Raw genomic sequence first — 20461 nt, 5'->3', positions numbered from 1 at the left:
GGCTCTTTACTCCTACAGCCCTTTATGCTTCTCAATTAAATCTTCAAGATTCTGATAAACATGCAACACGCGATCTTTATGCGTTCGCGCGTTATCCAAACGCTGCTCAGGGTCAACCAAAAGTAAGGTATGACCATCATCAATCAAGCGATCAATCCCTTCTAAAAACATACGTTTTCCGACATCATGAATCAAGGAAATCTGCGATAAATCAATCACAATAGCGCTTTTATCGACAGGCTCACATTGCAATGTCCGTAGCAACATTTCCGCTTCAGTAAATTTCAATACACCACGAAGTACATACACACTCAAAGATGCATCTTTTCCAGTTCGATAATGACTCTGCACAATCGTTTGTGCGGAAGGTGTGCCTTCCATCAAATGCAATCCCATATCACGGGAGAGCCGTTCCATGATATCGATGCCGCGTACACTATTGCCATGTTCATCGAGTCGAGGAGAAAAAGCCGCAATGCTGACCTGACCAGGTAACACACCCAAGATTCCACCAGCAACACCACTTTTGGCAGGTATGCCAACCGTTGTGAGCCAATCCCCCGCTGCATCGTACATCCCACAGCTCATCATCACGCTCAGGACTTGCCTTACCACCGCACGATTCAATAAGCGTTTTCCAGTTTTAGGATCGACCCCGCCATTGGCAAAAACGCTGCCCATCCGTACCAGATCTTTGACCGTCACCAAGATCGCGCATTGGCGAATATAGCCATTTACAATATCAACAGGATCTGACTCTAAAATGCCTACGGTGCGCAACATATATCCAATCGAGAGATTACGGTAAGCCGTTTTCACTTCAGATTCATATACCGCATCATCAAATTGCAGTTCACGTCCAGCCAGCTCACTCATAAACTGACGTAAAATTTCTGCGCCAGATACATCTTCTTTTGGTGGGATCAAAGAATGTGTGGTGATGGCCCCCGAATTAATCATCGGATTTTTAGGACGGCGATCTTTACCCAGTGAAATTTCATTAAAGGCCTCACCCGAAGGCTCAACGCCGACTTTTTCTAATACCGCATCAATACCAAGCTGTTGCAGTACATAGGCATACGTGAACGGTTTAGACATCGACTGAATGGTGAATTCAATTTCATCATCGCCAACAGAATAGATTTCACCATCCACGGTGGAGAGTGCCAATGCCAGTCGATTCGGATTGGCATTGGCTAACTCCGGAATATAATCAGCGAGATGCCCACTGTTATCGATATCACAGGCATCGATCACATGTGCCAAATAATCAGGAAGTGGAGTTTTCATGGTTATCTAGCCTTTGAATGTTTCAAGTTTTACTTTAGATACGTCTTATAGTACAGAGTACGAATCATATTAAAATTATAGCTTTTGTAATGATTTTATGAGCTTACAAACACAACTAACTCAAACGCTCAACAAATAAAATACCATCCAAATGATCCACCTCATGCTGCACAATCCGTGCTGGAAAGCCTTCAAAAGCTGTTTCAATCACTTCACCCTGTAAAGTGTAATAACGTACTTTTATCGCTTGCGCCCGTTCGACCTGTCCACGCTCATCTGGCACACTTAAACATCCTTCTTCACCGAAACAAGACTCTTGAGAAAATGCCAAAATCTCTGGATTGACCATCACCACTGCATCCATTTCAGGTGCATCGGGATAACGTGGATTGGGGCGTGATGCCACAATAATTAAGCGCTTTGAAATATAGACCTGTGGTGCTGCAATCCCAACCCCATTGCGCTCCAACATGGTTGCATGCATAGCGGAAGCCAGTTGCAATAACCACTCACTGTTAAATTCCCCGTTTGCGACAGCTGCCGCTTTAATTTTTAAAACTTCTTCACCACGTTGTGCTACAGGTAGAATTACACTCATCCCACGCCCTTATCGTTGTTTTGACCAAATAGTGAATATTATCGTATTGGATATTTTATCGCGTTACCATAATTTTCATTTAAGAATCTTGTCATAATATATTCGCGAAAAAAATAATGAATGGTAAAGCACATGAATGCAACCCAACTGTTTCTAGGCGTCATCTTTAGCTCCATTGGCTTAGGCTATTTTCTGTATGGCAAAAAGCAGAAAATGACTGTGCCGTTGGTGTGTGGTTTGATCTTGATGCTCTTTACCTATTTTATTGATAGCACGGCCATGATCAGTATTATTGGTGTCATCCTTTCAGTTGTTCCGTATTTTCTGCGCTTCTAAAAACAAAAAACTCCCCAAATGGAGAGTCTTTTATTTATTGAAAAATTAAAGGTGTTTCTTTAATTCATCTGCAACAATCTCGATTTCAAGCGTGCTGAATTTACGGATTTCACCTTCAGCATGCTTCTCTAACATACCGCCAATCAACGGCACTTTCACTTTAACCGTCCAGGTTAAAGAGATATTCACTTTTTCACTATCGCCTGTCACGCTACGCTCACCCTTCGCTTCCAAAGGCAGATTTGCACCCAATTCAACTGTAGAGGTTAAGTTTTTCAAATGCGTCACATCAGCACGTTTTAAGCGGAATGCATTCTTTAATAATTTTTTTGCCACCTCTGGAATATTCACATCCAGATTATATTCACGGCGTAAGGTATAAATATCACCCTGAATATTCGATTCGATAATTTCTAAGTTTTCCCCAGGAATACGTTTACACACTGCTTCATGCAATGAAGTATCCGCCACCAGTCTTGAAAAGTCCTCAATTGAAACACCATGAATTGTTTCATTAACCGTAAATTGATGTGCCATTTTTAAATGTCCATTTCGTTTTATTAGGATTTCATCATTGCGCAAAAGTATAGCATTCTCATTTACATCTCAAAATCTGATCAGACAAAAATGGATGACTGCTCGGATTAGTTATTTTTATTGTAATGATGACGCATGCCTAATTTGACCGTGACGCGTTCGGTTCGGCTGATATACAGATAATGATCACTATATTCAATCATCGCATAAAATTGTTCTGCCCCATCATCCAAACCTGTTGCTGACCATGTCGTCCCTTGAGGAAATTCATCTAACCACGCGGCTTTGTAAAAATCGGAGACCGAGTCAAACGCCAGATAATGTTCTGGATCAGCCATGATTTTAGCCGCCATCTGATCAAATTTTTGTTGTTTAAATGCCTCTAAACTCAATAACACAAAGTTTCCTTATTCATTCAAATACAGCTTAAATTTCATGATTCGATCTAAAGTTAATCTTAAGCCGAATTACAAAAATACAGTGATTTTCTTATCTCTCTATTTTGCTGAGGAATCTACTGTTTTTCTACATTATTTTCAGTTTTATCATCGCTTTTATGGATGCGCTGATTTGCTAGACCAGACTCGATATGTTATCAACTTGTTATGTTTTATATTTTTTACAACGATAAACTATAAGGAGTAAACATGTCTTATCAAAATATTTTAGTCCCTGTGGATGATTCTCCAATTTCCTATGCCGCAGTCGAACATGCACTTTCCCTAGCAAAATTATCAGGGGCAAAAGTGACCATTCTCAGCGTGGTTGCAGTTGATCCATTTGTTGGCGTAGATTTTTACCAAGTCGCACCTGCGATCACGGATCATTTTATGCAGGCCGAAGCACATGCCAAAACCCAGCTTCAAGATATCGCTCAATCTTTCGTACGTGATGGCATTCAAGTGACCACCAAAATTCATCATGGTGTAGCCAGTGAAGGTATTATCTTTGTTGCCGATGAAGTCGGTGCAGATTTGATTGTCATGGGTTCTCATGGGCGTACAGGGGTAAAACGTTTATTGCTGGGTAGTGTTGCCCGTGCCGTTTTAACCGAATCACATATTCCTGTGCTGATTGTGAAGCAATAACCGCTTGCTTTAATTCAAAAAACCTTGTGTCACGGCACAAGGTTTTTTATTGCCTAAAATTACGGATGTGACCGTTTCGCCCCCCATAATGAACATCTCCAACCCTATTCCACACTTGCAAAAGATGCTTCACTCAAGCATAGGCATTGCATTCACTTTCCGAAGAAAGCGAGAAAATGACCATCAATAAAAAGAGCGCTTTTAAGAATAAAACGACGTTTTGCAAGGATGATGAATATGAACCTCAATCGAATTTTGATCGGTATATGTGGAATATGTGCCAGTACGTTTAACCATGCTGCCGCACTGGACCAGTCAGGACAATCCATACTGCCTTTTCTGGAAAATGGCAATTATATCGAGGTCAGTGCCACAGCCGTTGATCCAGACATTTCGGGGAAAATTCGTAACCGTCCAGAACTGGTCAACGATCCGCAAAATCTCAATTCAGGCAATATGGGCAATAGCTTTCAATATTATGCTGCCGCGCTCAAGCTACAACTGACCGACCGAATCAGCTTTGGTCTGCTCTATGACCAACCTTTTGGTGCCGATATTACTTATCCGATGCAGTCGAATAATACCTTTTCGGACAATGAGTTTACTCAGCAAGGTACATCGGTCAATGTCGATACCGAAAGTATCAGCATGATTTTGGGTATCAGTCCTTTTAGCAATTTTCAACTGTATGGCGGTGCAGTCTATCAATCCGTCAAAGGTGATGTCGCTCTGCGTGGTAATTCATACAGTGAAGCCTTTAATGGTTATGATGCCAAATTTAAACAAGATCATGCTGTGGGTTGGTTAGCAGGTTTGAGTTATCAGATTCCAGATATTGCCTTAAAAGCCGCAGTCACCTATCGCTCCAAAATCGACCATGACATGCAAGTGACTGAGACCAAGTTCGGTCAACCTTTGGAAGCAACTACGCCAAGTAAAACCAAAATTTCGACCCCACAATCGGTGAATCTTGATTTTCAAACAGGTGTGTATAAAGACACACTACTCTATACCAATCTACGTTGGGTCAACTGGAAAGATTTTCATATTCGGCCGACTCAATTTGGCGCTGTTACAGAATACCTCACTGGCGTAATCAGTGATGGTGCATATACAGGTGGTTTTGATTTAGACAGCTACAAAAAAGATCAGTGGACGGTGAATGTCGGACTTGGACATCAGTTCACTGAGAAATGGAGTGCATTCACGGAAATCAGTTGGGATTCAGGTACAGGCGACCCTGCATCCACATTAAATCCAACTCAAGGCTCTTGGGGCGTGGGCGTAGGTGTTCAGTTCAATCCAGCATCCAACTACTTTATTGCAGGCGGAATTAAATACTTCTGGCTCGGTGATGTCGTTGCAGAAGATGGTACCTATTACATTCCTGTACCAGGGATTAAACCGATTGCTGAACAGGCCGACTTTAAAGATAACAGCGCCATCGGCTATGGTTTGAAAATTGGTTATCGTTTTTAATCAGTAAATTCGTTCAAGTAGGAACAGGGCTTCAAGTCTTGTTTCTACTTGGCGATCTCCTAGTATCAAATACATGAGTTAGATTAGAATCTCAGCAGCATTATTCTTATAACCCATTTGATCTCTAGGAAAACCAATGAAAAAAACATTGCTTGCCTTTTCTTTGCTTATATTGAGCCTATTCTTGCCGCTAGCGGTTTTTGCCAATTCAACTGATCCCAAAGAAAGTATGGATATTTTTATTGGCACTTTAACCATAAAAGATAAAAAAGCCATTTTGACGCGATGTGATATTGCAGCAAATGAATATGTTCTCAAAGATGCAGACTGGTCTCAGGAAAAGGCTGTATCACGCTTTTTATCTAAAGCGACAACACTCAAACAGCCGATTTATGCAGAAGTGATTGCGGCTTATAAAAGCGAAAAAGATACCAATGTTTTACTGGTCGATTCCATTGACAATCTGACTGAAGCGAAAAGCTGTCATTTGAGCGATTTATTTTAAAACTCAAAATACACGGCAGGCTTTTGGGTTGAATCTTGATGAGTAAAGCTCAATCACTCACTAAAAGTTTGCCATGACTCAAAAGCATGTTGGCTATACAGCTTTAACTCGGAAAACTGAGGAATAATCGCTTCACTTTGTGTGGGTCTTAAAAACACAAAATCATCGACCTGAATATCACAATCTTTCGGTACATTGACCAACTCCTGATTACTGCTACGCCCATACAACGCATGCGTATGTGCTTGATGAGGATAGACATAATCAGCCAACCAATAGCCCCCATAAATAAACAGCGCTTTGCATTTATGCGGCAATTTATCCAGTAAAGACATCGAAGGAAGCTGAGTAAACGGCAGGATTTTTAACACAGGTGCTGCGATCCATAAAGCAGGTGGTAATGCCCTTAAAAAATCACTGTCAAAATCACTCGGTTTGAGCAACATTGAACCAAAAGACAAATCATTACAGACACTTTCAGCGATATGGAAACTAAAGGTTGGACTGCCGCCACCATTAAAACAAAGTTCATCACTCCATAACGTGGGAAACTGTTGTTGAATCAACTTTTGGTAATTGGCATAGGTCTGCTGCGAGCTTTGATAAGCCAGTTCAGGTTTTTTAATGATGGCAGGAATTTTACTGACATGCGCATCATAGCCCATCAAACCTGAGAGTTTTAAATACTGCGGATATTGTTGAATCAGCTTTAATATTTCAGTCAGTTGCGCTGTCGATTGCACCCCACCACGATGTAAACCAACATCAATCTCAATATTCACATGCAGACAGAGAGAATAAAGCTGAGCAATGTCCAGATATTGCTGTAAGCGTTGTTTGGTATCAATCAGCCACTGAATATTGGCATTTGACCATTCTGCATGCTGTTCAAAAAATTGACGAACCGCTTGGGCAGGCATTGGTTTGCCTAACAGGATATCGGCTTCGGCAAAATTTTCTAAGATTGAAATAATATGCGGTTGATGGAACACCATAAAGCGTTGTGTATTGATCTGTTCAGATAACAGTTTGAGTAAATCTAAACTCGCTAAAGACTTCACCACTAAGCGTGCTTTTAAGTGTTTGGCATGAGCAAGACGAATTTGAACATGCTGGATATTTTGTTTTAAAGCCGCTTCATCGATGATCAGTTGCGGTGTTGCAATCCCCTGTTTTTTTAGGTCGAGATTGAGTTGCTTAAAATAATGATCCAACATGGCGATACCTTTTTTCAATCTAAGAAAATTTACTTGCAATTTGATACGCGAAAAAGTCATCTACAACCTGCATGGTATAAAAAAGATAATGTATCTGCGATAAAACCAAATAGGTACAAGTAGAAAACAGGTTTTGTAGATGACAATGCCTTTGCTTACTTTGGGCGAAACCAAAGTAAGGCGAGCCGCAGGCTTATCCTAAAATGGATAAAAACTCGGCAAGACTCCGTTAAGTTAATTATTTTTCAATAAATTAAATAAACATTTAAATCAAACCCAAGTTAAAACTAACCTAAAAACAATTTTTCCAGATAGGGATTTAAAAACTTGGCTTCTGGGTCAAGCTGCTGACGCAAAGCCATAAAATCATCCCACTTTGGATATAAAGCACGAAGCTGTGTCGTGGTCATATGATGCATTTTACCCCAATGCGGACGACCCTGATATTTCTGCAAGATTGGTTCAACCACATCAAATATCAAACGCGGATCTTGTTTATGATATTGATGCACCGAGATCGAAATCGAATCCTGCTGATAAAAAGGACTGAGCCAGATATCATCCCCCTTCACAAAGCGAAATTCGAGCGGAAAAAAAGTCGCAACCTTATTTGCTCTTAAGGCATGCAGCACTTCATCCAAACACTCAATCCCACGATCAACAGGAATCTGATATTCCATTTCATTGAACTTGGTATGACGAGGCGTTGGGAAAATTGTGCTCGACCAATCCACATAGCTCGTCGGTTTAACAAAGATTCCCAAAAGCTTCTGTAAATACGGATTTAATGAAGGAAACTTTTTGGTCAACTCAGAACATAACGTGAGTAAGGTATCATCGGAAGGAAAATTATCCTTACGTGGTAGAATCTCCTCATCAGTCTCATCCAGTGTTTTTAACATCAACTGCTTTTCATAAGAAAATACAAAGCATTCAATATGCCGATGCTGATGCTTCCATTGCTGAATATGCTGCATCATGTCCTCTACAGGACAAAGTTCAATATGCTCTTTTAACTTATAGCGCGGGCGATTCTGCATGGTGATCTGAGTCAAAATGCCCAAACTCCCCAAAGAAACCCGTCCTGCGGCAAAAATTTCAGGATGTTCAGTACGACTACATTTTAGGATTTCACCTGAAGCTGTAAGTAGCTCGAAAGCTTCAACATAAGCTGAAATACAATACAAATCTGCCCCTGTGCCATGTGTCCCTGTAGACACCGCACCCGCTAGACTTTGCTGATCAATATCGCCCTGATTCATCAGAGCTTGGTCAATTTGCTGCTGTTTTAAATGTTGATCTAAATCATACAAACGTGTGCCTGCATAGATACTGCTTTGACATCGATCAATATCAGTCGATGCAATTCCTGCAATATGATCCAGAGACAATAAAGTTGCATCTGTACATACCAATGGGGTGAATGAATGTCCTGCACCCACTACCCTTATTTTTTGATGTTCTCGCACAATGGTCTGTAATTCTTGGATATGGGCAGGTCGAAGAATCTGTTGCGGCTTGGCTTTTTGCAAGCCAGACCAATTTGACCAGATCCCTTGTTTTAAATCGCTCATACTGCCTCTCCTTGGCTGACGGCAGTTTTTAAATTGCCATGATTACTGCGTTTTGCGAGTTCTTGTTTTGCAATGGGTTGTGGTCGTGTCATTTCATCGTAATGACGTTTATGTTTTTCTAATACTAATTGTTCTGCTAAATCTTTGAATTTGCTTTGACAAGCTGCCAAGGTCCATTGCCCGAATAAGGTATGTCCACCCTCATACGCCTGTTGTTGATATTCTTCATAGGTGGTGACATAACCCATATAATCATTGCAGTATGAAGCGAACCAAACTTTTTCAATTGCAGTCTGTGCAGCAAGCGTCTGTTGAACTATAGCGATAACACGTTGCCCTGCAATAGTTGTAAATTCTCCTGGACAACATACCAATCCCAAAGACCCTAATCGCACAATTTGAAAGGGAACAACGCTCGGCACTAAAGGACTGTCTTGAATCGCACCCGCTTTGACTTGTCGATTCATCTCGGCAATCAATGGATCAAGAATACTGGGTGGAAAGCCAATCGGCTGGCCTAAAATCTTTTTAGCGCCTGCTTCCAATACAATCTGCTTTGGCCCTTGCGAAGCATACAGCTCCTGATCAGCAATAAAATCTGCTGAATTTGAATTTTTAAGTTTATGTTTACGCAGTTGATCCGCTAAAAACTGCATCCCGATAATTAATGGTTTGGGCGCACCTAAACCATCCACAGGCGTACCTGCAAAAAATGCCGTGCCATGACAAGGCTGACTGGTTTTTGCATCATGCTGTCCATATGCAAACGCTGCTGGAATTTCAATATTGCTCAAATCAACATAAGACAAAACGGCATCGATCTTGCCTTCAACTTTTTGCAAATTTTTAGGAATATTTGATTGTAAAGCTGTCAAAGCCAGTTCACTTTGATAACGTCCATTTTGTTGCGCGTATTGATATTCCTGCTCGCCTTTAATTTGATTACGAAGCTTGAGCTGATCTTTGCCATGAAAATGCGGTGATACATCCCCTGCGGTGGCTTGAGCAAAAAGCGTAACTGGATTTTGAATGCCTTGTTGAGTTAAAGCCTGCTCTGAAAATGCAGCTGCATAACCTTTATTATCGCCATCATAAGCTTTTAAGGTGTTTCCTAAACAGGTGGCATGTACCCCAAAAAAAGAAATAAAGGACTGCAGTTTTTGCTCACGATAGAAACCTATCAACTGCATTTCTCGGTTCAAGGCCAAATGCGTTTCAGCTTCGGTATGTATTCTCACTTCTGGATTTCGGTTATAGGCTTTAATTGAACGATTCCAAGCGACAGGTGTTTGTTCGGGAAAAAACTGTGTGCTGGTAAAAATTTCAGTATCTTGTTGTTCTGCAATGGCATGTTCAAGACTCAATATAATCGCTTCAACAATGGCATCTAAATGTTCAGGTACAAAACCCGGTGTCGGCATATTATACAAAGCCTCATGCGCGCAGCCACCTGGCCCTGAATGGGTGTGCGTTGCCATTAACACCAATTGATTCTCATCAAATGTCGAGCCCAATCTTTCAGTTAATTGCTCTACTGTTTGGCTACGCATAGCATGCGTAATACAGCCTAAATCAAGACAACACATCAACAGTCGATTGCCGTGTTGATCGACAATGCTCACACTACGGGCATATAAAGCCGTGCGCTGCTCATAGGCACGATGAGACCATTGCCCATAACCAAACATCGCATAGCCTTTCGGTGTGATTTTAATTTGCTGTTTATCCCAACCCACCTGATACATTGGCGCTTTCCTTTCTCAATTCTTTTTCTAACTGTGTTAAAGCATGTTGAAAGTTAATCAAAATTATGCGATACCCAACAGGGTTAAAGGAACTTTTATTTGGGGGGCAAAACGGACTTATGCCTAAACACAGCAGCTATAACAATGACCAACAACAATTTATTCCGCCCACCATTCTGGCGAGCCTAATCCACTACGCTGAACAACAGCAGTGGGATTATGCTGCATGGTTTCAAGATTCAGGTTTAGACATTGTACAAATACAGCAAACCCAAGGTGTGGTTCGTTTTAGTCTGCTTTGCGATGTCGTGCGGCAAGCCATGAACGCCTATCCACAACCCGACCTCGGCTTAAAACTTGGCAGTAGTGAAGGTTTGATTTCAATGGGAATTTTGGGTTTTGCCATGCAATCGTGCAAGACCGTGGCGGATGCTTTAGACATTGCGCTGCGTTACCATCGTATTTCTGGCAGCGTGCTTAATATCAATTTTAGTCTACAAACAGATATATGTGAGCTAGATGTGACTGAATCTCATCCATGTGCTGATTTGAAAGCCTTCTTTTATGATGAATTATTTAGCAGCATCATCACCTGTTTAAACGCGATGCTAGGCGATCATGATGATGTGATCAGTCTTGAACTCAGCTATTTCCCCAACCAATATCAAGAACAATATAAAACTATCTTTGGCTGCCCGATTCAATTTAACAGTCCTAAAAATATCATTCGCTTTAGCAGCAGCATGTTGCAACGTGGCTTAAAGAATTACAGCCAAGCCAACTATGCAACTGCCATCCAAATCTGTGAGCAGGCCCTAAAAGAAATTGATCAGCTCAATCAGGTGGGTTATGTACATTTACTCGATCATTTAATTGAACAACAATTACCTGAACGTTTCGAGATGCAGCAAGCTGCTGAACATTTACGTATCAGCGAACGCCATTTAAGACGGCAATTATTGTTAGAAGGCTTGAGTTTTCAACAAATTCGGCAAAATGTCCTAGAACGTAAGGCCAAGCAACTTATTAAACAGAACCTATCCATGAGTGAGATTAGCCTGCAATTGGGTTTTAGTGAGCTCCGCGAATTCCGACGTGCCTTTAAACGTTGGACGGGACAAGCCCCTTCGATTTATAAACAATATTTAGATTAAAGAAAAATAGAATATTCCTCGAAATTGGCTACGCGGAAAGGTCATCTGCAACCTGCGTGTTATCGACAAGATTTAAGAAATTTGTATCTCAATCAAAAATTATATGAGATGAAAGAATTGAACAGGTTTTGCAGATCTTACGCAGCTTCAATCGCAGCTCAGGTTTTGGTTACTTTTGCCGAAACAAAAGTAACTCCACCTGAAGGCTTATCCAAAAATAAGATGAGATCTCTATAAGATTCCACCGAAGGGATCAAACTATAAAATAAAAAAAGCTCAGGATTTTACCCAAGCTTTTTATCTAAAACTAAATATTAACTTGCTGCTTGATAAAACGGTACATCACCATTAATCGTAGCACGATGCATAATTCGATGCGCATCACCATAATCAAATAAAGCCTTATGCTGTGTACAACGATTATCCCAAATTGCCACATCACCCGCTTGCCACTGCCAGCGCAGATGGAACTGCTCATTGGTGGCATGGGCAAATAGATACTGCAACAACTCAGCACTTTCCGTCTCATCCAACTCATTAATGCGCGTGGTAAACCCTTCGCTCACGAACAAAATTGGCTGACCTGTGACTGGATGCGTTCTCACCACAGGGTGAATAACAGGTGGATTACGCTTAAAGGTTTCTTCCAGTTTTTTACGCTCAACATCATTATGCGCAAAGCGCTCAATCGGGAAAGACTGGCGAATATCATGCGTTGCGGTTAAGCCTTTCAACTTTTGCTGTAAATCTTGATCTAGCGCAGCAAATGCAGCCGCCCCACTCGACCATAACGTATCGCCACCTACAGGTGGTATCTTAATCGCTTGCAATACACAGCCCAATGGTGGCTTCTGGCTAAAGGTCACATCGGTATGCCAAAGCTCATTATCACGTAAGTCTTGTTTCCAACTATCCAATACAATGATTTCAGGTACATTTTCAACCGTTGGGAAAATTGGATGAATATGTAAAGAACCAAAACCACGAGCAAGCTCAGCTTGTGCCTGAGGTGCAAGCTGCTGATTGCGGAAGAAAATCACATGATGATCCAGCAAAGCCTGTTGAATTTGTTGTGTAGTATTTTCATCGGCCGTGTTTAAATCAACATCGTGAATAATTGCACCGATCGTTGGTTTAATCATTTCAATATTTAACGTCATCTTCTACTACTCACACTTATAACTGTTGGCCATACCAAGGAGATAATTGCTTCTGTAACCAACGCAAAAACAATTCAAAACTCACTGCGACAATCGCAATCACAATAATGCCAAGTACCACAGTATCAGTAATCAGAAACTGGGCTGCTGACTGTACCATAAAGCCAATACCTCGATCTGCCGCGACTAATTCTGATGCTACTAAGGTTGACCAACCCACACCTAAACCAATACGAATACCCGTTAAAATATGCGGTAATGCGGTCGGTAAAATCACATGCCAAAATACTTGTGACTGGCTCGCCCCTAATGATAAGGCGGCACGTTCACGATTGAGCTGATGGCTGAGTACACCATGGGTGCTACTGATAATCACAGGAGCAAGAATGGAAAAGAAAATCAAAAGCACTTTGGTGGTTTCGCCAATACCAAACCAGATCACCAATAAAGGTAAATACGCTAAAGGCGGAATCGGACGCAATAATTCAACCAATGGATCAAGTACCGCACGAACCCATTTGTTCAGCCCCATCCATAAACCTAAAGGCACACCAATCGCGATCGCAGCAACAAGTGCCAGCAAAACACGCGAAATACTCGCCGCCAAGTGCTGCCATAAAGTGGCTTTCATAAAGCCTTGCTGGCTGACTTCAAGGAACTTTTGCCATACCGCTTGTGGACTCGGCAGAAATAAACTTGGGACAATTTTTAATGCAGTGATTAAGTACCAAATGATCAAGACACTCAATACGCTCGATAAACTTAATACCAAGCTACGATGGCGAGCGATAAAAGACGCTACTGTATTTACAACTGATCCTGACTGCTTGTCAGATTGTTGATGCTCATCTGCCTTGCTTAGCTCATAGGCCGTATTTTTCGCTTGACCCGTCATACAGCCACCTCATGCCCTGCCAGTTTCTGCACCCGTAAACGTTCAAACAATTGTTCACGTAATTGAATAAATTTCGGATCTGATTTAATTGTACGAATCGATTCGCCCTGCTTATAGCGGTCAGCAAAATCCAGTTTTAAAGTTTCAACAATCTTGCCAGGTCGAGCAGTCATCAACACCAATTGATTACTCAACAATAAAGCTTCTTCGATGTCATGTGTGATCAAGAAGAACGACTTATTTTGCTCAATCCATAAATCCAGAACTAGCTGTTGCATGGTTTCACGAGTAAAAGCATCTAAGGCTGCAAAAGGCTCATCCAATAGGATAAAAGCTGCATGACTCACCAATGCACGTGCAATACCGACACGTTGTTTCATACCACCCGACAATTCCCAAATATTGGCTTGAGCGACATGGCTTAAACCCACAATTTTCAAGATTGCATCGACTTGCTGCTGAATCTCTCGTGATTTCAAACCTTTAAGCTGTAAAGCAAAACCAATATTTTCTGAGACATTTAACCACGGTAGTAAAGCATGATCTTGAAACACGACCGCACGGCGTGCGTCAGGAGCAGTCACCACTTCATGGTCCAGTTTAATCTGACCTGAGCTCGGTTTTTGGAAACCTGCCAAAATATTCAGCAATGTGGTTTTCCCACAACCAGACTCACCCAAAATCACAGTCAAAGTGCCTTCTTCAATCTTCAGATTAATATCTTGAAGGACAGGTACCGTCTGCTTTGGAAAAGTTAAATGAAGATGTTCTGCAGCTAATACGCTCATTTCGATCTCCTATGGCTGCAAGAAATTGGTGGTCACATTCTCTTGATAATCAGGCTTCACTTGATCGACCTTGCCCTGACTTTTTAAGAACGTTGCCGTATCAAAGATATTCTTGGCAAATTCACCCGCCAATGTTGTTTGCTGTTGCGGACGATCTAGATAAATATTTCCTGAAAGCAACAATGGAATGTCTTTTACATCTGAACCCGTCAATTGTGCGATTTTCTGAATATTGTCAGCATTCTGCTCAAAGGCTTTTGGATCTTGTTGGTACGCCTCAACCTGTTTCAAGCTGGTTTGTACGAATGCTTTTAAGAACTCAGGGTTTTTCTCGGCAAAGTCCTTACGTACCACCCAAAGATCATAGGTTGGTGCACCCCATTCACCGACTTGTTTAGAGTCTGTTAAAACATGACCACTGGCTTTGACTTTACTTAATGCAGGTTCCCAAACATAAGTTGCATCGATATCACCACGTTCCCAAGCTGCTGTGATTTCAGGTGGGCGTAAATTGATGATCTTGACTTGGTTATCCGCAATATTCCAATGCTTGAGTGCTGACAACAAGCTGTAATGCGTGGTTGAAACAAATGGTACGGCAATGGTTTTGCCAATCAAATCTTGAGGGTTTTTAATGCCTGATTTGTTACTCACCACCAATGCCTCTGAACCGCCTAATTTAGCCGTCACAAGAAACACTTCTATTGGTAAATCACGACTTGCTGCTGCAGCCAAAGGGCTAGAACCGATATTACCAATCACCACATCGCCCGAAGCCAATGCATTGACCACATCAGAACCTGCATCAAACTTACGCCATTGAATTGCTTGATTACTATTACGTTCATAATCACTATTTGCCTGCGCAACCTTGGTTGGATCAACACCTGTTTGATAGGCAATCACCACCGCTTTATTACTTTTAGATTGAGTTGGTGCAGCATCTTTTTGATTTTGATAGACAATAAAAGCAACAATCGCCACTAGGACGATCGCAGTAACAATTAGCGGCTTGGAGTTCTTGATGCCCATAATTAGATGATCTTTCAACAATATAGGCTTATGGTATGCGGCATGCTTTATGATTAAAAATAAGAAAAAGTGAGTTGCTTATTCCATTATTAGATAAGAATACAGAGTTGATCATTAATTGCTGCTTTTTTCGTCAGATCTAATTTTTGAGTTGTATCGTCTTAAAATCCCAAAGTTACTTTTTTAATATTTATGATTCTCGTTATTTGAAAAGTAAAATATTTAATATTGATAATTTCATCTTGAAATTAAATAAGCACATTCATTTTAAAACATAGTTTTAAACTATATTCCGAATAAGTTAATAAAAAGCTATTATTTATCAAAAATAGATATATAAATAAATTTTGCTTATTTTCCTGAATATAAAAACAGCCCTAAGATAAAAACATCATCCCGCTGATGTATAAAAGGTTATAAAAATGAATGCTCAATTTAATTCTACTGATATAGCAGAATCGACATCTACGATTCACGTTTTATCTACAGATCCACAAGAGATCTTACAACGTGCCCAGCACTATGCTGAAGAAAATGAACTTGATTTCACGGGCAGCATACCACCGACCGAAGCTTGGTATTTGGTTGAACAAGGTCATGCGGTTCTCGTCGATGTACGTACCAATGAAGAACGTAAGTTCGTCGGCTATGTGCCTGAAAGTATTCATGTTGCATGGGCAACTGGCACATCCTTTAACCGTAACCCACGTTTTTTAAAAGAACTGGATAGCAAAGTCGGCAAAGATAAGCCCATTTTATTGTTGTGCCGTAGCGGTAAACGTTCTGCTTTAGCAGCAACAGCAGCATTTAGTGCAGGTTTTGCACAAGTCTATAACGTGCTGGAAGGTTTTGAAGGTGATTTAAATGAACTGCAGCAGCGTAATCAAAGCAACGGCTGGCGCACACATCAGTTACCTTGGTTACAAGATTAATGCTGCTTTTTTAAACGAATATTTTACGATTTATTCAATACCTCGATTTGCAAGGAATTCACGTGAGCCAATGGAAAATACAGTCTGTCGTTGAAGGCTTGCAACAAGCGCGGCATGAATGGAGAGAGCGTCAACATCGTATCAAAGAATTTGGTGGACGCGAACTCCCTTCCAAAGAAGCACTCAAATCGATTTTAGATGACCTGTGCGGAATCCTCTTTCCGATGCGACTCGGACCCAGCGATCTGCGTCAAGAAACAGAAGATTACTATATTGCTTATACCCTTGACCGCGTACTCAATGAATTATTTTCACAGGTCAAGCTGGCTTTAAATTACGAAACCAAGAGTCGAGTCAAACAAATTCCTGTTTCCAGCAATGAGCGTCTGCTCTACGAGCAACAAGTTGCCTTGGCCCAAACCATCGTACAAGACTTTGCCAATACCTTGCCTGATATCCGTCGCTTGTTAGATGCTGATGTCTGTGCTGCTTATGAAGGTGATCCAGCCGCACATAGTGTTGACGAAGTCCTACTCTGTTACCCTGGTATTTTAGCGATTATCCATCATCGAGTGGCACATCAGCTCTATCACAGTGTTCCACTGCTTTCACGGATTATTTCTGAATTGGCGCACTCCGCCACAGGAATTGATATCCACCCAGGTGCCAAAATTGGTAAAGGTTTCTTTATTGATCATGGTACAGGTGTAGTGATTGGTGAAACCTCTGTAATTGGTGAATATGTACGTATTTATCAGGCCGTCACACTTGGTGCGAAACGTTTTGAACTGAATGAAGATGGTGCCTTGAAAAAAGATTATGCCCGTCACCCGATTGTTGAAGACCATGTAGTGATTTATGCAGGTGCGACAATTCTAGGTTGTATCACTATTGGTAAAGGCTCAATTATTGGTGGGAATGTGTGGCTCACCCATAGCGTTACAGCAGGCAGCCAGATTTTGCAGTCGCCAAGTGAGTCATTACATAATAGTAAAGTTTAAATGAATGAAGTATTTAAATGATTTTTAGGATAAATAAACGTATATTCAATACTTATATTTATTTCTTATAAATATATTCTTATGATTAATAAGCAAGTAATTCACGATTATTTATCTCATAATAATATTTTTAAAAATACTAAATATTGTCTAGTCTAGCGAAATAAATCATTAAACATTATTGCAATAAAACCAATTTTATTAACAAAGCCAAAGAAAACAGGAAAATTTATTCATGGCAAAAACCACAGATAAAGTCCAACTTGCGCTTGGGGATCATGCAGCTAGACAGCTTGCAAATGCCACCAAGACCGTTCCACAACTTTCGACTATTACCCCTCGTTGGCTCACGCATTTATTGCAATGGATTCCTGTTGAAGCAGGTATTTATCGCGTTAACCGTGTCAGCAATACCGATGATATCCAAGTCGCGTGTACACAACGCGATGAAGCTACTTTGCCACAAACTTTTGTGGATTATGATGCACAGCCACGTGAATATTTCTTAAATGGTGTTTCAACTGTTTTAGATATCCATACCCGTGTTGCCGATCTTTACAGCAGCCCACACGATCAGATTAAAGAACAATTACGTTTAACCATTGAAACCATTAAAGAGCGTCAGGAAAGCGAGCTGATCAATAACCCTGAATATGGTTTATTGGCAAGCGTAGCAGATGACCAACGTATCTCTACGTTGAATGGTCCACCAACACCCGATGACTTTGATGATTTACTTCGTAAAGTCTGGAAAGAACCAGGTTTCTTCCTTGCACATCCAGATGCCATTGCTGCATTCGGTCGTGAATGTACCCGTCGTGGAGTTCCACCACCAACTGTAAGTTTATTCGGTTCACAGTTCATCACATGGCGCGGTGTTCCGCTGATTCCATCGAATAAGATTCCTGTGGAAGATGGTAAAACCAAAATTTTGTTATTGCGTGTGGGTGAAAAACGCCAAGGTGTAGTTGGCTTATTCCAGCCGGGCTTGGCTGGTGAGCAATCTCCTGGTCTTTCCGTACGCTTCATGGGCATCAACCGCAATGCGATTGCGTCTTATCTGATTTCATTGTACTGCTCATTGGCCGTATTGACCGAGGATGCATTGGCTGTGCTCGAAGATGTGGAGGTGGACAAGTATCATGACTACCCAGTTAACTACAAGTAATTTAAACGGTAGTCCAACGGGTTCTGAAGTGGCCGGTGTTAGCCCACCGTCCAACTTCCCAGATGAAGCAACACTTTCACGGATTGCCTCTGAATTTTTTGCAGCCCTGCCAAGTTCTGGTAGTGGTCATTCTTCTGGTTTGAATTTGGACTTGCCGAATGTCGGTACGCCACCTCATCAAGCACAGCCTGCTGAACCTTTGGCGGCACTCAGTGGTCGTGCGCCCAATATTGCTTATGAAAAAAGTTTAAACCCTGAATATCCTGAGCATATTCCGAACTATCCTGACTACCCTGAGCGACGTGCGATCGCCTCTGCGCCAGTCGTGGGGGGTGCCAATTTACCACGTCCGCCCATTGAACCTAATTTTCCACAAGCGGTTCATAGTGCACCAAATGTACCTTTAGTTGAGCCATCTCGTCCTTCAACCAATGATGCTTCACCCTTTTATTTTTTAAATGATTTTACAGCCCCGAGTTCATCAAGTTCTGAATTTGATGCGGCCAACTTTGCCACGGCTCAATCATTTCAATTGCCTCATGGTGATGCGTTAAAAAGTTTGTTGCAGCAAGACTCTCAAACTTCTACTCAAGCAAAAAATAACGCCTCTTCAGGTTTTTACTTCTTGGATCTGCCACAACACAATGCTGGTTACGGCAATTATCAACCTTCACAACCACAGTTTGTTGCCAATGCCGCTCAGCCCTTGGATATTCAAGCGATCCGTCGTGACTTTCCGATTCTGCAAGAACGCGTCAATGGTCGTCCTTTGGTCTGGTTTGATAATGCAGCAACGACACAAAAGCCACAAAGCGTGATCGATCGTATTGCCTATTTTTATCAGCACGAAAATTCCAATATTCATCGTGCTGCACATGAACTGGCAGCACGAGCAACCGATGCTTATGAACATGCCCGCAATGTAGTGGCACGTTTTATAGGGGCAAAATCATCAAAAGAAATTATTTTTGTTCGTGGCACCACCGAAGGCATCAACCTGATTGCCAAGACATGGGGTGAACAAAATATTGGTGAAGGTGATGAGATCATTGTTTCGCATCTTGAACATCACGCTAATATCGTACCTTGGTTTCAATTGACCAAAAAAGTGGGTGCTAAATTGCGTGTCATTCCTGTGGATGATACTGGACAAATCATTTTGGAAGAACTACCAAAACTGATTAATGAGCGAACCAAACTTATTTCGATTACCCAAGTGTCCAATGCCCTTGGTACGGTCACACCTGTCGCTGAGGTGATCAAGATTGCCCATGCCAAAGGTGTACGCGTCTTGGTCGATGGTGCTCAATCTGTTTCGCATATGCCAACTGATGTCCAAGCGATTGATGCTGACTTCTTTGTGTTCTCAGGGCATAAAGTATTTGGACCGACAGGCATTGGTGCAGTTTATGCCAAACCTGAAATTCTGGAGACCATGCCCGTTTGGGAAGGTGGCGGCAATATGATTCAGGATGTGACCTTTGAACAGGTCATTTACCAACCTGCCCCAAATAAGTTTGAAGCAGGCACCGGTAATATTGCCGATGCCGTGGGTTTAGGCACTGCTTTGGAATATGTTGAACGCTTAGGCATTCATAATATTGCCCGTTATGAACATGACTTACTGGAGTATGGTCAGCATGCATTGAGTACGGTTTCCGGCTTAAGGCCCATTGGTACAGCCCGAAACAAAGCCAGTGTGATGTCCTTTACTCTAGATGGTTATTCCACTGAACAAGTCGGTAAAGCACTCAATCAACATGGCATTGCAGTACGTTCAGGGCATCATTGCGCTCAACCGATTCTACGTCGTTTTGGTGTGGAACAGACTGTACGTCCATCTTTGGCGTTTTATAATACCACCGAAGAAATTGATTTGCTGGTGTCGGTATTACATCAACTGACCAGAAACAAACGGAATGCCTAACCCCTCTTCAATAAAAAAGACTGCCTCAGCGCAGT

Annotated in this window: 20 protein-coding genes; 9 read left to right on the top strand and 11 right to left on the bottom strand. The window is 41.6% G+C overall.

What is annotated here, in order from left to right; all coding sequences use genetic code 11:
* Positions 1 to 12 precede the first annotated feature (12 nt).
* Both F909_RS07920 and def read right to left on the bottom strand, forming a co-directional pair.
* Positions 13 to 1290 carry a glutaminase gene (locus F909_RS07920; RefSeq protein ID WP_005151703.1) on the bottom strand — a complete coding sequence of 426 codons (1278 nt, stop codon included), beginning with the start codon at positions 1288 to 1290 and terminating at the stop codon, positions 13 to 15.
* 115 nt (positions 1291 to 1405) lie between these two features.
* Positions 1406 to 1888, bottom strand: a complete 483-nt coding sequence (gene def, locus F909_RS07925; RefSeq protein ID WP_005151698.1) for a peptide deformylase — start codon at positions 1886 to 1888, stop codon at positions 1406 to 1408.
* Between the two features lie 132 nt (positions 1889 to 2020).
* On the opposite strand from def, the gene F909_RS07930 reads away from it, so the two are divergent.
* The gene (locus F909_RS07930) at positions 2021 to 2224 is read left to right on the top strand and encodes a hypothetical protein (protein WP_032878021.1); all 204 of its coding nucleotides are present in this window, start codon (positions 2021 to 2023) and stop codon (positions 2222 to 2224) included.
* Between the two features lie 45 nt (positions 2225 to 2269).
* Here F909_RS07930 and F909_RS07935 read toward each other — a convergent pair whose 3' ends face one another.
* Entirely contained in the window at positions 2270 to 2761 is a 492-nt protein-coding gene (locus F909_RS07935) for a DUF2505 family protein (RefSeq protein ID WP_005151696.1), read from the bottom strand.
* A 107-nt stretch (positions 2762 to 2868) separates the two neighbouring features.
* Positions 2869 to 3159 carry a hypothetical protein gene (locus F909_RS07940; protein ID WP_005151695.1) on the bottom strand — a complete coding sequence of 97 codons (291 nt, stop codon included), beginning with the start codon at positions 3157 to 3159 and terminating at the stop codon, positions 2869 to 2871.
* A gap of 249 nt (positions 3160 to 3408) precedes the next feature.
* On the opposite strand from F909_RS07940, the gene F909_RS07945 reads away from it, so the two are divergent.
* From F909_RS07945 to F909_RS07955, 3 genes are all read left to right on the top strand, one after another.
* A complete protein-coding gene (locus tag F909_RS07945; RefSeq protein WP_004805552.1) occupies positions 3409 to 3849 on the top strand; it encodes a universal stress protein in 441 nt (146 codons plus the stop codon).
* A gap of 237 nt (positions 3850 to 4086) precedes the next feature.
* Entirely contained in the window at positions 4087 to 5328 is a 1242-nt protein-coding gene (locus F909_RS07950; RefSeq protein WP_005151694.1) for an OmpP1/FadL family transporter, read from the top strand.
* Positions 5329 to 5464: 136 nt separating this feature from the next.
* Positions 5465 to 5833 carry a hypothetical protein gene (locus F909_RS07955; RefSeq protein WP_005151691.1) on the top strand — a complete coding sequence of 123 codons (369 nt, stop codon included), beginning with the start codon at positions 5465 to 5467 and terminating at the stop codon, positions 5831 to 5833.
* 53 nt (positions 5834 to 5886) lie between these two features.
* Here the strand turns inward: F909_RS07955 and F909_RS07960 are convergent, their stop codons facing one another.
* The 3 genes from F909_RS07960 to F909_RS07970 form a co-directional block, all read right to left on the bottom strand.
* Entirely contained in the window at positions 5887 to 7050 is a 1164-nt protein-coding gene (locus F909_RS07960; RefSeq protein ID WP_032878168.1) for an alanine racemase, read from the bottom strand.
* A gap of 287 nt (positions 7051 to 7337) precedes the next feature.
* A complete protein-coding gene (locus F909_RS07965) occupies positions 7338 to 8624 on the bottom strand; it encodes a D-arabinono-1,4-lactone oxidase (RefSeq protein ID WP_005151687.1) in 1287 nt (428 codons plus the stop codon).
* Complete coding sequence (locus F909_RS07970) at positions 8621 to 10369, bottom strand: neutral/alkaline non-lysosomal ceramidase N-terminal domain-containing protein (protein ID WP_005151685.1); 1749 nt, start codon at positions 10367 to 10369, stop codon at positions 8621 to 8623. Before F909_RS07970 ends, F909_RS07965 begins: the two co-directional genes overlap by 4 nt.
* 65 nt (positions 10370 to 10434) lie before the next feature.
* On the opposite strand from F909_RS07970, the gene F909_RS07975 reads away from it, so the two are divergent.
* Entirely contained in the window at positions 10435 to 11523 is a 1089-nt protein-coding gene (locus tag F909_RS07975) for an AraC family transcriptional regulator (RefSeq protein ID WP_005151683.1), read from the top strand.
* Between the two features lie 314 nt (positions 11524 to 11837).
* Here the strand turns inward: F909_RS07975 and tauD are convergent, their stop codons facing one another.
* The 4 genes from tauD to tauA are packed head-to-tail and all read right to left on the bottom strand — an operon-like array spanning position 11838 to position 15416.
* Entirely contained in the window at positions 11838 to 12683 is an 846-nt protein-coding gene (gene tauD, locus F909_RS07980) for a taurine dioxygenase (RefSeq protein WP_005151682.1), read from the bottom strand.
* A 16-nt stretch (positions 12684 to 12699) separates the two neighbouring features.
* Positions 12700 to 13578 carry a taurine ABC transporter permease TauC gene (gene tauC, locus F909_RS07985; RefSeq protein ID WP_005151679.1) on the bottom strand — a complete coding sequence of 293 codons (879 nt, stop codon included), beginning with the start codon at positions 13576 to 13578 and terminating at the stop codon, positions 12700 to 12702.
* A complete protein-coding gene (locus tag F909_RS07990; RefSeq protein WP_005151678.1) occupies positions 13575 to 14366 on the bottom strand; it encodes a taurine ABC transporter ATP-binding protein in 792 nt (263 codons plus the stop codon). The genes tauC and F909_RS07990 overlap by 4 nt, the downstream gene beginning before the upstream one ends.
* A 9-nt stretch (positions 14367 to 14375) precedes the next feature.
* Positions 14376 to 15416, bottom strand: coding sequence for a taurine ABC transporter substrate-binding protein (tauA, locus tag F909_RS07995; protein ID WP_171067317.1), 1041 nt, complete (start codon positions 15414 to 15416; stop codon positions 14376 to 14378).
* A 404-nt stretch (positions 15417 to 15820) separates the two neighbouring features.
* Here tauA and F909_RS08000 point away from each other — a divergent pair, with 404 nt between their 5' ends.
* From F909_RS08000 to F909_RS08015, 4 genes are all read left to right on the top strand, one after another.
* The gene (locus F909_RS08000) at positions 15821 to 16330 is read left to right on the top strand and encodes a rhodanese-like domain-containing protein (protein WP_005151673.1); all 510 of its coding nucleotides are present in this window, start codon (positions 15821 to 15823) and stop codon (positions 16328 to 16330) included.
* Between the two features lie 62 nt (positions 16331 to 16392).
* The gene (epsC, locus tag F909_RS08005; protein ID WP_005151672.1) at positions 16393 to 17331 is read left to right on the top strand and encodes a serine O-acetyltransferase EpsC; all 939 of its coding nucleotides are present in this window, start codon (positions 16393 to 16395) and stop codon (positions 17329 to 17331) included.
* Positions 17332 to 17566: 235 nt separating this feature from the next.
* Positions 17567 to 18499: a family 2A encapsulin nanocompartment shell protein gene (locus tag F909_RS08010; protein ID WP_005151670.1), complete on the top strand. Its 933-nt coding sequence runs from the start codon at positions 17567 to 17569 to the stop codon at positions 18497 to 18499.
* Positions 18474 to 20426: a family 2A encapsulin nanocompartment cargo protein cysteine desulfurase gene (locus tag F909_RS08015; protein ID WP_005151669.1), complete on the top strand. Its 1953-nt coding sequence runs from the start codon at positions 18474 to 18476 to the stop codon at positions 20424 to 20426. Before F909_RS08010 ends, F909_RS08015 begins: the two co-directional genes overlap by 26 nt.
* The last annotated feature ends 35 nt before the right edge of the window (positions 20427 to 20461 follow it).

The organism is Acinetobacter sp. ANC 3929, from assembly GCF_000369405.1.
Classification (GTDB): Bacteria; Pseudomonadota; Gammaproteobacteria; order Pseudomonadales; family Moraxellaceae; genus Acinetobacter.
This window is presented reverse-complemented; position numbering and strand designations above follow the sequence as displayed.